The sequence below is a fragment of the Salinicola halimionae genome, assembly GCF_003206065.1.
In the GTDB taxonomy this organism is placed as follows: domain Bacteria; phylum Pseudomonadota; class Gammaproteobacteria; order Pseudomonadales; family Halomonadaceae; genus Salinicola; species Salinicola halimionae.
This window is the reverse complement of record NZ_PZJQ01000005.1, coordinates 206,915-221,278: the sequence shown is the minus strand read 5'-3', so window position 1 is coordinate 221,278 and position 14,364 is coordinate 206,915. Positions and strand designations below refer to the sequence as shown.

Sequence of the window (14,364 nt, the reverse complement as noted above, 5' to 3'; positions counted from 1 at the left end):
GGCATGACTGATGACATGGCTGATGGCATAGCTGACGGAATCGCTCATAGCTGAATGCCGGGCGGCAGCTCCGTGGGCAGGGTCAGCGTGTCGGCCTCCATCGAGGCGACCGGATAGGCGCAATAATCCGCCGCGTAGTAGGCGCTCGGGCGATGGTTGCCGCTGTCGCCGATCCCGCCAAACGGCGCATCGCTGGAGGCACCGGTGGTCTGACGATTCCAGTTGACGATGCCGGCCCGAATCCGCAGCAGGAAATCGTCCCAATCCGGCTGGTCCCCACCGATCAAACCGGCGGAGAGCCCGTAGCGGGTATCGTTGGCCAGCTCGACCGCCTGGTCCCAGTCACCGTAGCGCGTAACCTTGAGCAGCGGGCCGAAGTGCTCTTCATCGGGCACGTCGCAGCCGGTGACATCGACCAGCCCCGGGGACAGCAGACTCGTGCCAGTCTGCAGCGACTGCATCCGCACCAGCACCCGGCCACCGCGGGCTTCAAGGTCGCGCTGGGCCTCGAGCAGACCTTCCGCCGCCTGCGGGCTGACCAGTCCGGCATAGAACGGCGCCGGTTCGCTGAAGGGCTCGGCCACATGCAGTTCGGCCAGTGTCCGCGCCAGCTTCTCGATCAGCTGATCGCCGGATTCTCCCTGCGGCACAATCAGACGACGTGCACAGGTACAGCGCTGACCGCCGGAGAGAAACGCCGACTGGATGATGGTCAGCACGGCGGCATCGAGATCGCGCACATCCTTGACCACCAGCGGGTTGTTGCCACCCAGCTCCAGCGCCAGGATCTTGCCGACCTGCCCGCCGAACTGACGATGCAGCAGCCCGCCGACCTTGGCGCTGCCGGTGAACAACAGGCCGTCGATATCGGCGTTGCCCGCCAATGCCTGCCCCACTTCCGCCGCACCCTGGACCAAGTTGATCACACCGGCAGGCAGGCCCGCCCGCTCCCAGCACTGCAGGGTCAGGTCAGCGGTCATCGGGGTCTGTTCGCTGGGCTTGAACACCACGCAGTTTCCCGCCAGCAGTGACGGCACGATATGGCCGTTGGGCAGATGCCCCGGGAAGTTGTAGGGGCCGAAAACCGCCAGCACGCCATGCGGGCGGTGTCGCAATACCGCGCGTGTACCGCCGGCATCGCGGGCGCGCTCGCCGGTGCGTTCGTGATAGGCCGTCAGCGAAATGGCCACCTTGGCGACCATCGCGCCCACTTCCGTGCGCGCTTCCCAGATCGGCTTGCCGGTCTCATGGGCGATACTAAGGGCGAGCGGTTCGCGATTGGCTTCCAGCTCGTCGCGGAAACGCTCGGCCACGGCCTGACGCTCGGCGAACGGCCGCCGCCCCCAGCCAGGGAACGCACGCCGTGCCGCTGCGATCGCTTCGTCGACCTGCTCGGGGGAGGCCGCTGCGGCCTGCCATAACGTGTCGCCCGTGATGGGGTCGCGCTTGTCGAACCGCGCAGCGGCGCCATCGATCCAATGACCGTCGATCAGCAGTTGTTGCTTGGCGTGCATACATCACTCCTGGTTGTTCTGGAAATTGCGTCGGCCGTTCGTCGGCACTCAGGACTCGAGCACCCGCAAGGCATCGCCACTGGTGACGTTCAACCGCCCGGCTTCCGCCGTGGTCAGCGTGATCACACCGTCCTTGCTGGGGCCGCGGCCGATCCAGCTGCAGCGGAAATCACTCATCCCGGTGGTGGCCGCCATCCAGCCGGGGCGTTCGGACTGTTCCAGTCGCTCGCTGCTGACCTCGACCGTGACGCAGGATGAGTGGCGAATCGCGCGAACGTCGTCGATATAGGCCTCGACCGTGGGCCCGCCATCGAAGATGTCGATATAGCCTTCCCAGCGCAGTCCTTCCTTCTTCAGCATCTCCAGCGCGGGACGGGTGTGCTCGTGGACCTGGCCAATACACTCCCGCGCCGCCTGCGGCAGAAACGGCGTGTAGATCGGGTATTTCGGCATCAGCTCGCCGATGAAACTCTTCTGACCCAGCCCGGTGAGCTGGTCGGCCTGCTTGAATTCCATCGGAAAGAAGTGACTGCCCAGACTGTCCCAGAACGGGCTGACGCCGTCGGGGCTGAACACGCCGCGCATCTCCGCCAGCACCTTGGCCGGAAAACATTCGCGGAACTCCGCCATGAACAGCCAGCGCGCCTTGGAGAGCAGCGTGCCGTTGCGATCGCGGCGGTAGGCCGGACGCAGAAACAGCGAGGCGACTTCGGCATCGCCGGTATGGTCGGAGCTCAGAAACAGCGTATCGATGGTGCGGTGCAGATCGAGCTGGACCGACGAATGAGCCAACTTGCCGACGCGGTAGTGATAGAACGGCGTCTCGCGGCCGACCTCGGCCTCGATCGCGCAGCAGCCCGCCAGTTCACCGCTCTGCTCGTCTTCGAGCACGAAGAAGTAGAGTCGCTCCTGCTCGGGGACACGGCGTTCGAAAGCCGCCACCGCATTGTCGATCTTGGCGGTCAGAAATTCGCGGCTGTTGGGCAGCGAAGTGAAGCCGACGCCGGTCTCCTGCGCCAATGCCTGCAGTTCGTCGATATCGTGGTGCCCAATGGGTCGCAGCCGCATTACAGTTCTCCCTCGTCCAGCGCGTCTTCGACATTGGGTAGCGCCAGCGGCGCGACCAGTACGGCGCGACCCTCTTCGACGCCGAGCAGTGCCGCCTGCTCCTCCGACAGCAACAATTGCCCGGTCGGCGTGAGCGCGTAGCGCGCGACGGTGCAGCGAAAGTCGGCCAGTTGCTGGTTGGCGACCATCGCCGGCTCGGCATCCGGCAACGAGGCCGCCGGCCGAATTCTTACCGGATGCCAGCCGCAGTGGGTCAACGTGCGCAGACGCTGTCGCTCGCCTCTCACCACCGGCCCGGCGTCGAAGATATCGACGTGGCGCGAACGCACGAAGCCTTCGGCGAGCATCTCCTGCAGCGCCTGTTCATGATCCGGGTGTTCACGTCCGATTGCCGCGCGGGCCTGAGGCGTCAGCAGCGGGAGATAGAGCGGGAACTGCGGCATCACCTCGGCGATGAAGCTCTTCGACCGCACCCCCGCCAGCAGATTGATCTCGTGATAGCCCTGCTCGAAGAAGTGACGACCGACGCTATCCCAGAACGGCGATCGACCTTCCTCGTCGAGATATCCCGGAAAGGCGACGCCCAGCGTCTGTGCGAAGCGCTCGGGGTATTGGGCGATGAACATCAGCCGGGCACGGCGCAGCAACGTGGCCGCGCTGGTGCCGCGATAGCGCGAATCCAGCGACAGCGCGCACAGCAGCGAGACTTCCGACATCTCGTGGGAGAGCGACAGCGTCTGCACCTCGTGGCGCAGATTGAGCTGCTGCGAGGCGTGGATCAGGGTTTCCTGACGATAGGTGTAGTAGGCGTCCTGCGCCCCCGCCTGCGCCCGAATGCTGGCGGTGCCGACGATCTCGCCCAGATCCCGGTCCTCGAGCACGAAGGTGTAGAGCTCGTCGCCGGGAAAGTCGACATTGTGGGCCAGCGCGCGCGAGGAGCGGGCAATCCGCTCCTCGAGCCGGTCACGATGCGCGGGAAGATTGGTCAGCCTGGGCGTCGCGCCACCGGCGAGCCGCTCGATCGCCGCCAGATCGCCCGACTGCGCCGGGCGAACCAGCAGGTTGCCCACGCTTCGCGCCGCGAAATCCGCTACGCCCGCCGAGAGGATACCGGCATCTGAACTACCAGCGGCGTCGATCATGATTGACCGACGAGCTGCCCGATGGCCAGCTCCAGACGCGCCATGCCTTCCTGAAGATCCGCTTCCGGGATCACCAGCGACGGCGCCATTCGCAGCACATTGGGGCCGGCGACGAGAATCATCAGGCCCTGCTCCAGCGCCAGCGGCAGAATGTCCCGCGCCTTGCCATGGAAGTCGTCGCTCATCTCGGCGCCGATCAGCAGACCCATGCCGCGGATCTCCTTGAACACGCCGTACTTGCGATTGATGACTTCGAGGTGCTCGCGGAACAGCGCGTGACGACGCTCGACGCCCGCCAGCACTTCCGGCGTGTCGATGGTAGTCAGCGCCGCCAGACCGACGGCACAGGCCAGGGCGTTGCCGCCGTAGGTGGAACCATGCGTCCCCACCGCCAGCGACGGCGCGACGCGATCGGTGGTCAGCATCGCGCCGATCGGGAAGCCGCCGCCCAGGGCCTTGGCCGTGGTCAGGATGTCCGGCGTTACGTCATAGTGCATGTAGGCGTAGAGCTTGCCGGTGCGGCCGACGCCGGACTGCACTTCGTCGACAACCAGCAGCGCCTGATGCTGATCACACAGCTCGCGCAGGCCGCGCATGAATTCAGGCGTTGCCGGCGTCACGCCGCCTTCGCCCTGGATCGGCTCGACCACGATGGCGCAGGTCTCGTCGTCGATCAGCGCACGCACGCTGTCGAGATCGTTGAACTCGGCGTGAACGATGCCGCCCGGGATCGGGCCGAAACCTTCGGAATACTTGGGCTGACCGCCGACGCTGACGGTAAACAGTGTGCGGCCGTGAAACGCCTGCTTGAACGAGATGATCTTGTGCTTCTTCTCGCCGAAGTTGTCGAACGCCCAGCGACGCGCCAGCTTGAATGCCGCTTCGTTGGCTTCGCCACCGGAAGAGCAGAAATACGCCTTGTCGGCGAAGGTCCGTTCGACCATCTGCTTGGCCAGCGCCAGCGCCGGTTCGTTGGTATAGACGTTGGAGAGATGCCACAGCTTGTTGGCTTGGGTGGTCAGCGCGTTGACCAAGGCCGGATGGCAGTGCCCCAGCGCATTGACCGCGATCCCGCCAGCGAAATCGATGTACTCCTTTTCCGCCTGATCCCACAGTCGGCTGCCTTCGCCGCGCACCGGAATCGCCTGCTGCGGCGAATAGTTGGGGGTCATGTAGCGGTCGAAATCGTCACGTGTCGGGCTCGTGGCCATGTCTCTCTCCCTGGAGGTTTAGGGAAGCACTGCATAAATGCCTGCGCAGGCGAATCGCTGCGTTGCGCGGTGCTCGGAATCCTCACCTATAGCCCATAGGCTCCGGTTCCTGCGCTCCGTGCGTCTTGCGCTTCATCCTGCTCGTCGATTTATTCAGCGTTTCCTTAGGGTTGTTTCAGTTGAGTATAAGGAGGCGACGGCCTCGCGGCTTTCAGCGATGGGACGGCGAATTGCGAAAAGCGCCCTGTTGGCGCGAGGTTCGTCATGGAGGCTCTGTTAGCCAAGAATATTGCAATCCATGGTTCATCCCGTTTGCCCGGGCTTAACATCAGCTCCGGGTCGAACGTCAGCTCCGAGTTGAACATCAATTCCAGGTTGACCGTCATCGCGCGGGTTGTGTTCGCGACGACTGCCCCGATGTCGGAGTGTACCTCTGCCACTTTCGTGGGAACCATCCCCTCGTCGATCACCACCGTCGCAGACTCACGGCCGGCGAGGCGCAGGTCATAACCGCTAAGGAAGACATCTGATGAAAATCGATCTGACAGGCAAGACTGCCATCATCACCGGTTCCACTGCCGGTATCGGGCTGGCCATCGCCAAGGGGCTGGCCAACGCTGGCGCCGCCGTGACCGTGACCGGCCGGACCCAGGCGCGCGTCGACGACGCCATCGCCACACTCAAACAGGCACTCCCGACCGCCACCGTCGATGGGGTAGCCGCCGATCTGGGCACCGCCGAGGGTTGTCAGTCGCTGATCGACCGGAAGCCGGACTGCGATATCCTGATCAACAACGTCGGCATCTTCGGCCCCAAGGATTTCTTCGAGATTTCCGATGAAGAGTGGCAGCAGTTCTTCGATGTCAACGTGATGAGCGCCGTGCGGCTATCGCGCCACTATGCCCAGGGCATGAAACAGCGCGACTGGGGCCGTATCCAGTTTCTGTCGAGTGAATCCGCGCTCAACATCCCGGCGGAAATGGTTCATTACGGCATGACCAAGAGCGCAGTGCAGTCGATCTCGCGCGGGCTGGCCAAGGTACTCGCCGGCACTCGGGTCACGGTCAATGCCGTACTACCGGGACCGACGAAATCCGAAGGTGTGGGTAAGATGATTGCCGACATCGCCAAGCAGCAAGGCGTCAGCGAAGCCGAGGCGGAAGCCAACTTCGTCAAGGAAAACCGCCCGTCTTCGATCATTCAGCGTGTCGCCGAGGTTGAAGAAGTCGCCAACCTCAGCGTCTATCTGGCATCAGAGCAGGCCAGCGCTACCACCGGTGCGGCGATGCGGGTCGAAGGTGGGATCGTCGACACGATGGCCTGAAATCGCTTTGGTAAACTGGCTACGCTCGGCCAGACGTTGTTGAAAATCGGCTCAGGCTACTCATTTACCCCGGTAAACTCCGTGCCCTCGCCGATTTTCGCCTAGTCTGACCATCGCTCACCGAGTTTCCCATTATCGATTGGGTTGCCAAAGAAAAGCGCCGCTAGCCTCGAGGCCAGCGGCGCTTTTTGTGTCCGGGTAGGATCAGGCGGCGCCGAGCGCAGCCCGTTTCAGCCGGTTTTAAGCATCGTAACGCTTGAAGATCACGCTGGCGTTGACCCCGCCGAACCCGAAGCCGTTACAGATAGCGTGCTCCATTTCCATCTTGCGCGATTGGCCGTGGACCACGTCCAGGTCCGCCGCTAGCGGATCGGGATCAGTGTAGTTACGGGTCAGCGGCGCAATCTGATCGCGCAGCGCCAGCAGCGTAAAGATCGCCTCCACACCGCCGGCCGCGCCCAGCAGGTGACCGGTGGTCGCCTTGGTGGCGCTGATCGCCGGAGAACGATCGCCGAACAGGCCGTGAATGGCCGCCAGCTCACCACGGTCGCCCACCGGGGTCGACGTCGCGTGGGCATTGAGGTGCTGGATTTCGGTCGCTTCCAGATCCGCCTGTCGCAGCGCAATCTTCATTGCTCGCGCCGCACCGGAACCGTCTTCCGGGCCCGCGGTCATGTGGTAGGCGTCCGATGTCGTGCCATAGCCAACCAGTTCCGCAATGGGGGTCGCACCGCGCGCCAAGGCGTGTTCGAGCGTCTCGATCACGATCAGCCCGGCGCCCTCACCCATCACGAAACCGTCGCGACCTTGATCGAAGGGGCGCGAGGCCTGCTCCGGCGTGTCGTTGAAATGGCTCGAAAGCGCCTTGGCCGCCGCGAAGCCACCCAGGCTGACGCGATCGATACACGCTTCGCTGCCACCGCACAGCGCCACATCGGCTTCGCCGGCGTGAATCATGCGAGCCGCGTCGCCAATCGCCTGCAGACCGGCGGCGCACGCGGTGACCGGCGCGCCGAGCGGCCCCTTGAAACCGTGGCGAATCGATACCTGGCCACAGGCAAGGTTGGCCAGAAACGAGGGAATGGTGAACGGCGACAGCCGTCGCGGTCCGCGGCTGTCGACCGTGCGTACCGCATCGGCGATGGCGGGGAAGCCGCCGATTCCCGAGCCGATCAGGGTCGCCGTGCGCTCCTTTTCGGCTTCGGTCTGCGGGAACCAGTTGGCCTGGGTCAGCGCTTCTTCCGCCGCCGCCACCGCCATCTGGATGAAGCGGTCCATCTTGCGCCGCTCCTTGGGATCCATGGTCGCATCGGGATCGAAACCGGCGCTGTCTTCCTCGATGGTCGGCACCGGACCACCCACGCCGACGGCCAGGCCTTCGACGGTCTCCGCCGGCAGCTGGCGCAGCCCGGACGCTCCCGACAGCAGACGCTGCCATACCGTCTCGATACCGCATCCCAGCGGCGAGAGGATTCCCATACCTGTCACTACGATACGTCGCATGACGATGTCCTTTCAGTCATTGATCGAATCACTCGTGATGTCGGTCTGACGCATGATAGGCGTCACCTCCACCCTCGAGTCGGAAGAAGTACCGCGCTCCAGCGCTTTACGCATGCGTTCGACCCGCACGTGAACCGCCGGTGTCGCGTCAGGCCCTGGCGCCATAGACACGTCTCCAGGCGCCAGTGGCCGCTGCTGGATCCGGTCGTACAGGATCGGATCGACGCGTTGCTGCGAATGTCGATCGATCAGATAAAACGCGTTGGCCTCTATCGGCAAGTGGCGCTCGCCCCAGCGATAGAGCATCAGGATGACCGGCGCGAGATCGTGCCCCTTGGCGGTCAAATGGTAGTCGTGCCGCGGTGGATGCTGCTGATAGCAGCGTCTTTCCAGAAGCTCGCTGGCGACCATACGGTCCAGACGCCGCGTCAGCATGCTGGACGCGATGCCCAGCCCGCGCTGGAATTCGTCGAAGCGGCGGGCTCCCTGCATGGCATCGCGCAGGATCAGCAGAGTCCAGCTGTCACCGACACAGTCCAGCGCGCGGGCCACGGGGCAAACAGCGGAAATATCGTGAGTCACTTTCATTATGGAAGCGACTCTACCGAATTTCCCAGCCCAAGGGAATATCCGAGAAAGGACCTCTGTCCACGGGCGCTCTCGTCAATGTTCATCATTTTCATGAGTAGAAAGAGATAGCCGCATACACAGACGAGTCAGCAGCTCCCCGTGACGCTCGACCCGCTCCTCGCTCAAGGTCTGCCAACCTCGGGCGATCAGTGACGGCGCCAGAACCAGGCTCGCTTCGATCAACGCCGATTTGTGGCCTGCCTCTCTCAACGCATCGATCGACAGCGAGAGCAGTCGCGAGCCCAGACCCTGCCGGGCCACCGAGGGCCAGACGTAGAGGGTTTCGATGCGTCCGGCCGCCATATCACTTTCGCAGAAGCCGACACAGTGACCGTCGCATTCCGCCACCAGCGTGAAATGGATGGCTTGGCGGACCATCCACGCCTCGGCCGTGCGTGGAAGCGCCATCGACCAAGCTCGACGCTGGGCCAGGGTATACCGGCCGGCCGCCCCATCCATGATCGCGTGATGAAAGACCTCGGCCTGATCCGGCGCGTCCTTGGGGAGCGCTTGACGGAAACGGGTCCGTTCGAGCATCGCGTTCTCTCCTGGATCGACGAGCGTGTCGCAGTTCCCTCACGCCGCGACGCCGTCGACCAACCTTTCGAAACGTGGGAACCGCAGAGCGATATCACTTGCCGTGGCAATCAGATCGGGCGATTGCACGTTGCTCAACGTCAGTAACAGGAAGTCGGGCTCGGGCCCGATATCGAGCCAATGTGACAGGCCTGCGGGGACCGAGATCAGATCTCCCCGATCACAGCCGACGACGTAGACGCGACCGTTGACATGGAAGTAGAAAATGGCCTGGCCTCGCAGGAACAGATGCCAGGTTTCCTCATCGTTCGAGGACTCGGTGCACAGCAGCTCGCGCCTGAGAGCCAGGTCGGGATATTGCGGGCTCATGCCGCGCATGTCGCAGTATCGGCGTCCGCTCAGCTGCTGGATCTCGGTCGCGGTTTCGTTGTTCAACATCAGCAGTTGCTGGCGCTGAATGCCAACCGGCAACTCCACCAGCTCACGCCGATCGAAATAGACTTCGATCGAACTCAGCTCCAGCGAGATTCGATAGGCGTCATGCGTGGTCAGCAGCGGTTGGTCGCTATCCGCCTCGTGGTAAACGTGTAAGAAACTCATCCAACACCTCTCCTTGGTATCATGCGAGTCTACGAATTGCCGACGCCCGCCGTGCGAGCGCTCATGCAGTATGGCACCGTTATGAAATTTCACCTCTGGAAGCGATTTCACGATGCAAGCGCCCCCATTTCAGGCCGACGTGACCGATAGCGCTTTCACGCTGGAGACGATCGGGCATGTGGCCAGCGACTATCCCGACAAGTTCGGGATTCCTCGACAGCCGGGACTGGCACCGTCTGCCCGCGCCATCCTCTATCTATCACCGACGTTCGATGACCCGCTTGCGGTCGAGGGCCTGTCCACAATCACTCATCTGTGGCTAACTTTCGTCTTCGATCGCAGCCCGAACCATTGGACGCCACGAGTAAGACCGCCGCGCCTGGGGGGCAATCAACGTATCGGCGTCTTCGCCAGCCGCAGCACCCATCGGCCTAACCGCCTCGGCCTGTCACTGGTCGAGCTGATCGATGTGGAATGCACGTCAAAGCCCTCGACGGCGCGGGTTCCGATCGCCGGCTCTCGTCTCGCCGGGCATCAGAGTCGTGTCAAACTCCATCTCCGTGGACACGATCTCTGCGATGCCACGCCTATTCTCGACATCAAACCGTATCTACCGTGGGTCGAGTCTCGCCCTGACGCCGGCACCGGGTTCGCGCCTTCATCACCGCCCCGGCATCGGGTCACGTTCAGCCTCGCGGCGAACGACGCCCTCCAGCGGCACGACGATGGCCAGTCGCTGGCCCGGCTGATCGACGAGGTGCTGGCACAGGATCCGCGCCCTGCCTATCACGGCCGAGCGTCTTCACCGTCTAGTCTGAACGATACCGCGAGGTGCTATGGCGTGTTCCTACGTGACGTCAACGTGCGCTTTCGCGTCGTGGACCGTGACGGTGAAGCCGAAATCCACGTGGAGGCGATTGAACCGCGCTGACCGGTTCAGCGCAGTGATCGCTCGAGCACCAGACTGGCTGGCTCACCGGGGGTGTCTTCCAGCGTACCGACTTCGCCGAATCCCAGTTTGCGCAGGACGTGCAACGACTTTTCGTGCTGCGGGCGAACCAGGCCATAAAGTGCCTCGACTGCCAGGCGCTCTGTCGCGAAGTCTATCGCGCCCTGCCCCATCTCAGTGGCATAGCCTTTTCCCCACACGGCGGGGGAGAATCGATATCCCAGATTGACGATCCAGCCCCAACCCTCTTCTTCCGCCCAGCCAAGACCGCCAAACCCGGTGACGATACCCGGGTTCGCCTTTTCCTCGATTGCCCAGACACCGAAACCATGGTCCTGCCAGTGGTCTCTCCACCGAATCAGCACCTTCATCGAAGCCGAGGCATTGGCATGCGGGCCGGCAGGATTGAATCTATTGGTTTCTGGGTCGCCATAAATAGCGAAAAGCCGTGACCCGTCTGCCATATTCGGCTTTCTCAGTATCAGCCGATCGGTTTCATAACGTTCCATGCCATATCCTGTCGCTGGAGACTGGACGACGCATACCCGGCCGACTCTCGTCTTGGGACCGCCAGCACTGGTCAGCGAGTGCCGATCCCGCTAGGCTGGCGAGCTTCGATGAATGACTGGAGTGCCTTCGATGCGCAAGTCGCTGATTCCGCTTTGCCTGTCCGCCCTGACCTGGTTCTCTTTACCGGCACTGGCCGATGACGTCCACCCGCACGTGCGTCTGGAGACGAGCCAAGGGAATATCGAGATCGAGCTCGATGCCAAGGCGGCACCCAATACCGTGGACAATTTTCTCAGCTACGTCGATGAAGGTTTCTACGCCGGCACGGTCTTTCATCGTGTCATGCAGAATTTCATGATCCAGGGTGGCGGAATGACGGCGGATCTCGATCAGAAAGAGACCCATGAGCCGATTGCGCTGGAAAAAAGCGGCCTCGAAAACACTCGCGGGACCATCGCCATGGCGCGTACCGCCAATCCGGATTCGGCGACCAGCCAGTTCTTCATCAATCTGGTCGACAATAGCGCGCTGAATTATCGCGACCTCTACAACCCGGGCTATACGGTGTTTGGCCACGTCATCTCCGGGATGGATGTAGTCGACAAGATCGCCGGAATGCCCACCGGACGCCAAGGCCCGCACGCCGACGTGCCCAAGACACCGATCACCATCAAGGGTGTAGAGCGAATCGACTGAGGCTGTCGGCGCTCTCTACGTGAAGCGCCCCCGATANNGGGGCGCTTCGTCTTACGTGGCATCGATTCGGCGACGCCAGGTCGGTCAGAAGGTCATGCCGAGCCGCCGCCCCACCTCTTCATAGGCTTCAATCACGCCGCCCAGCCCCTGGCGGAAGCGGTCCTTGTCCAGTTTCTCGCGGGTCTCGGCATCCCATAGCCGACAGCCGTCCGGCGAGAATTCGTCACCCAGTACGATCTCGCCATCGAAGACGCCGAACTCGAGCTTGTAGTCGACCAGCAGCATGCCGCCGTCGAGGAACAGCTGCTTGAGTACGTCGTTGACCCGGAAGGTCAGCGATTTCATGGTCGCCAGCTGCGCGGGCGTCGCCCAGCCAAAGGTTTCGGCAAGCGACTCGTTGATCATCGGATCGCCCTTGTCGTCGTTCTTCAGAAACAGCTCGAAGGTCGGCGGATTCAGCGCAATGCCTTCCTCGACACCAAGACGACGCACCAAGCCACCGGCGGCCAGATTCCGCACCACGCACTCGACCGGGATCATCTCCATCTTCTTGACCACACATTCCGTATCGGACAGCAACTGTTCGAAATGTGTGGGGATACCGGCAGCCTGGAGTTTCTCCATGATGAAGGCATTGAACTTGTTGTTGACCAGCCCCTTGCGCTCGAGTGCCTCTTTCTTCTTGCCATCGAAGGCGCTCGTATCGTCGCGGAAGTGCAGCACGAGAAGCTGCGGGTCGTCGCTCAGATAGACCGACTTGGCCTTGCCGGCATAGAGAAGATCGCGTTTTTGCATGGGGCTGTCTCCGCGTCGCGGCCCTTCGGGGCAGCAGGTTCATGAAATTAGGGGTGAGGCGTGATGTGGTGACGAGATGGCTTCATGCCACCCTCATGCCACCTGCTGCCAGTCGATACCGCGATCCTGGGCCGAAACCAGCAGACGCGATTCATCGCCATCGAGCAGCGGCACCAGCGCTTCCAGTACCCGCTCGGGGCAGTTATTTTGCGCTGACAGGTGCGAGCAGACAATCCGTTGCAGCCGATCGAGTCCCAACTGGCGCAACAGGTCTGCGGCCTGGCCATTGGCCAGATGGCCCCAGCGACCGGCGACACGGCGCTTCAAATGGGGTGGGTACGGCCCTTCGGCCAGCATGTGCGGGTCGTGGTTGCACTCGAGAAACAGCGCATCGCAACCGCTGAAGGCATCGACCACATGGGATGTCGGATGGCCAAGGTCGGTCAATACACCGAGACGCCGATCGTGGGCACGAAAACAGAACTGGATCGGCTCCCGGGCATCATGGGGAACCGTGACCGGATCGATCTCCAGCCCGCCGATGGAGAAGCGTGCCTGAGGCACCAACAACTCATGCCTGGGAACGTCACCCAGCTTGCCGGAAAGCCAGCTACCGGCACTCAGATAGACCGGCAGCTGATGACGCCGCGCCAGCGCACCCACGCCGGTAATATGATCGCTGTGCTCGTGAGTCACCAATACCGCCGACAACTGGCGCGGATGGACACCGAACCGCGCCAGACGTTTTTCCGCCTCGCGCATGCCGAAACCACAGTCCACCAGCACCAGGGTCTCGCCATCGCTGACGAGTGTTGCATTGCCCTTGCTGCCGCTGCCCAGCGAGGCAAAGTGCAAGCCGGGCGTGGATGGTAACGACATCAGCGCAATGTGGACGCGATAGCGTCGAGCAGCTCCCTTGCCGCAGTCGGCGCAATCGGCTGACCTTCGGCATCGGCAACCGTCACCACGGAGTTGCCACCGGTCGATTCGAGCTGCAAGCGATAGTGATCGGGTTTGGGATCGCTGCCAAACCAGTCGAACCAGCCACCGTCCTTCGCGCTCAGCGGGAGGTAGTCGACAAAGAACTGGCCGGCACTACGATTCTGATCGGTAACCGTCAAGCGATCATCGTCGAAGCCGTTCTGCAACTGATAGTAGAGCTCCGACCAGGCCCGTTCGCTATCCAGCGCCAGATCGAGTTCCCATCCGCCGTCACGATTACGTAGCTTCACGCGCTCGCTCTGATCGAGCGGCTGGGCAGCCAGTGACACGCCGCTGTCGGCGCTATGGTTGTTCTCGAGGTAGGCCTTGACCGAACTCAGACACTGGGCGCTGCTGCCGATATCGCACCGCACCTCACTGGTGCCGCTACGCAGGCCCTGACGCAGGCTCATACTGCCCTGAGCCGTCTCGATTCGACCACTGGCGGCATTGATCGAGGTCGGATTGACACCATGATCGACGGCAAATCCTTGCAGACGCGGCCAGACGCTGGCCGGCGCGGCGTCGATCAGCAACCAGCGTTCGCTACCCGCCTCGCGCATCTCGACATAAGCCTGCTCGTCGCTCTGGCCCGAGGCCAGCGGTTGCGGGCGCGGCGCGTTGTCCACCGCATCTGCTGCCGAAAAGTCGCTGTCGGCCTGAGGTACCGGCATCGAATCCTGGTAAAGGATCTGGTTGCGCGAAGCCGGCAGATCCAGCGGCTTGGCCATCTTGGCATCCTGATACTCGTCGTTACGGTCGTAGTAGTAACCGTCCTGAAACAGACCGCAGCCAGACAAGGCCAGCGACGAGCACAACATCAGAGGCATCCATTTGAGGATGGGCTTCATGCATCCACCTTTATTTGAAGCAATGGGCTTATTGGAGAAACGCGGCATCAATG

General features: G+C 62.7%; 15 protein-coding genes. 3 read left to right on the top strand and 12 right to left on the bottom strand.

Translation table 11 applies throughout. From position 1 onward, the window contains the following. Positions 1 to 44: 44 nt before the first annotated feature. Genes astD through DOM27_RS13865 form a run of 4 tightly spaced genes read right to left on the bottom strand, consistent with a single transcriptional unit; the run spans position 45 to position 4,935 of the window. Positions 45 to 1,514 carry a succinylglutamate-semialdehyde dehydrogenase gene (astD, locus tag DOM27_RS13880; protein ID WP_110656681.1) on the bottom strand — a complete coding sequence of 490 codons (1,470 nt, stop codon included), beginning with the start codon at positions 1,512 to 1,514 and terminating at the stop codon, positions 45 to 47. A gap of 48 nt (positions 1,515 to 1,562) precedes the next feature. Continuing rightward, a complete protein-coding gene (astA, locus tag DOM27_RS13875; protein WP_110656679.1) occupies positions 1,563 to 2,582 on the bottom strand; it encodes an arginine N-succinyltransferase in 1,020 nt (339 codons plus the stop codon). Further along, positions 2,582 to 3,724 carry an arginine N-succinyltransferase gene (locus DOM27_RS13870; protein ID WP_110656677.1) on the bottom strand — a complete coding sequence of 381 codons (1,143 nt, stop codon included), beginning with the start codon at positions 3,722 to 3,724 and terminating at the stop codon, positions 2,582 to 2,584. Before DOM27_RS13870 ends, astA begins: the two co-directional genes overlap by 1 nt. Further along, positions 3,721 to 4,935, bottom strand: a complete 1,215-nt coding sequence (locus DOM27_RS13865) for an aspartate aminotransferase family protein (protein WP_110656675.1) — start codon at positions 4,933 to 4,935, stop codon at positions 3,721 to 3,723. Before DOM27_RS13865 ends, DOM27_RS13870 begins: the two co-directional genes overlap by 4 nt. Positions 4,936 to 5,464: 529 nt before the next feature. On the opposite strand from DOM27_RS13865, the gene DOM27_RS13855 reads away from it, so the two are divergent. Then, the gene (locus DOM27_RS13855) at positions 5,465 to 6,259 is read left to right on the top strand and encodes an SDR family NAD(P)-dependent oxidoreductase (RefSeq protein WP_110656671.1); all 795 of its coding nucleotides are present in this window, start codon (positions 5,465 to 5,467) and stop codon (positions 6,257 to 6,259) included. 240 nt (positions 6,260 to 6,499) lie between these two features. Here DOM27_RS13855 and fabF read toward each other — a convergent pair whose 3' ends face one another. The 4 genes from fabF to DOM27_RS13835 all read right to left on the bottom strand — a co-directional run bounded on the left by fabF (position 6,500) and on the right by DOM27_RS13835 (position 9,529). Further along, the gene (fabF, locus tag DOM27_RS13850; protein WP_110656669.1) at positions 6,500 to 7,762 is read right to left on the bottom strand and encodes a beta-ketoacyl-ACP synthase II; all 1,263 of its coding nucleotides are present in this window, start codon (positions 7,760 to 7,762) and stop codon (positions 6,500 to 6,502) included. A gap of 12 nt (positions 7,763 to 7,774) precedes the next feature. Further along, positions 7,775 to 8,350 carry a winged helix-turn-helix transcriptional regulator gene (locus DOM27_RS13845; protein WP_110656667.1) on the bottom strand — a complete coding sequence of 192 codons (576 nt, stop codon included), beginning with the start codon at positions 8,348 to 8,350 and terminating at the stop codon, positions 7,775 to 7,777. A gap of 75 nt (positions 8,351 to 8,425) precedes the next feature. Beyond that, positions 8,426 to 8,929: a GNAT family N-acetyltransferase gene (locus DOM27_RS13840; RefSeq protein WP_110656664.1), complete on the bottom strand. Its 504-nt coding sequence runs from the start codon at positions 8,927 to 8,929 to the stop codon at positions 8,426 to 8,428. A gap of 39 nt (positions 8,930 to 8,968) precedes the next feature. After that, on the bottom strand, positions 8,969 to 9,529 hold the full coding sequence (locus tag DOM27_RS13835; protein WP_110656662.1) for a cupin: 561 nt from the start codon (positions 9,527 to 9,529) through the stop codon (positions 8,969 to 8,971). 112 nt (positions 9,530 to 9,641) lie between these two features. Here DOM27_RS13835 and tsaA point away from each other — a divergent pair, with 112 nt between their 5' ends. Then, on the top strand, positions 9,642 to 10,460 hold the full coding sequence (tsaA, locus tag DOM27_RS13830; protein WP_110656660.1) for a tRNA (N6-threonylcarbamoyladenosine(37)-N6)-methyltransferase TrmO: 819 nt from the start codon (positions 9,642 to 9,644) through the stop codon (positions 10,458 to 10,460). Between the two features lie 5 nt (positions 10,461 to 10,465). Here tsaA and DOM27_RS13825 read toward each other — a convergent pair whose 3' ends face one another. Continuing rightward, positions 10,466 to 10,987, bottom strand: a complete 522-nt coding sequence (locus tag DOM27_RS13825; RefSeq protein WP_110656658.1) for a GNAT family N-acetyltransferase — start codon at positions 10,985 to 10,987, stop codon at positions 10,466 to 10,468. Between the two features lie 130 nt (positions 10,988 to 11,117). Here DOM27_RS13825 and DOM27_RS13820 point away from each other — a divergent pair, with 130 nt between their 5' ends. Next, on the top strand, positions 11,118 to 11,684 hold the full coding sequence (locus tag DOM27_RS13820) for a peptidylprolyl isomerase (RefSeq protein ID WP_110656656.1): 567 nt from the start codon (positions 11,118 to 11,120) through the stop codon (positions 11,682 to 11,684). Positions 11,685 to 11,768: 84 nt separating this feature from the next. Here the strand turns inward: DOM27_RS13820 and purC are convergent, their stop codons facing one another. The 3 genes from purC to bamC form a co-directional block, all read right to left on the bottom strand. Then, the gene (gene purC, locus DOM27_RS13815) at positions 11,769 to 12,479 is read right to left on the bottom strand and encodes a phosphoribosylaminoimidazolesuccinocarboxamide synthase (RefSeq protein WP_110656654.1); all 711 of its coding nucleotides are present in this window, start codon (positions 12,477 to 12,479) and stop codon (positions 11,769 to 11,771) included. A 93-nt stretch (positions 12,480 to 12,572) separates the two neighbouring features. After that, positions 12,573 to 13,358 carry an MBL fold metallo-hydrolase gene (locus tag DOM27_RS13810; RefSeq protein ID WP_110656651.1) on the bottom strand — a complete coding sequence of 262 codons (786 nt, stop codon included), beginning with the start codon at positions 13,356 to 13,358 and terminating at the stop codon, positions 12,573 to 12,575. Then, positions 13,358 to 14,311, bottom strand: coding sequence for an outer membrane protein assembly factor BamC (gene bamC, locus DOM27_RS13805; RefSeq protein WP_110656649.1), 954 nt, complete (start codon positions 14,309 to 14,311; stop codon positions 13,358 to 13,360). The genes DOM27_RS13810 and bamC overlap by 1 nt, the downstream gene beginning before the upstream one ends. Between the last annotated feature and the right edge of the window lie 53 nt (positions 14,312 to 14,364).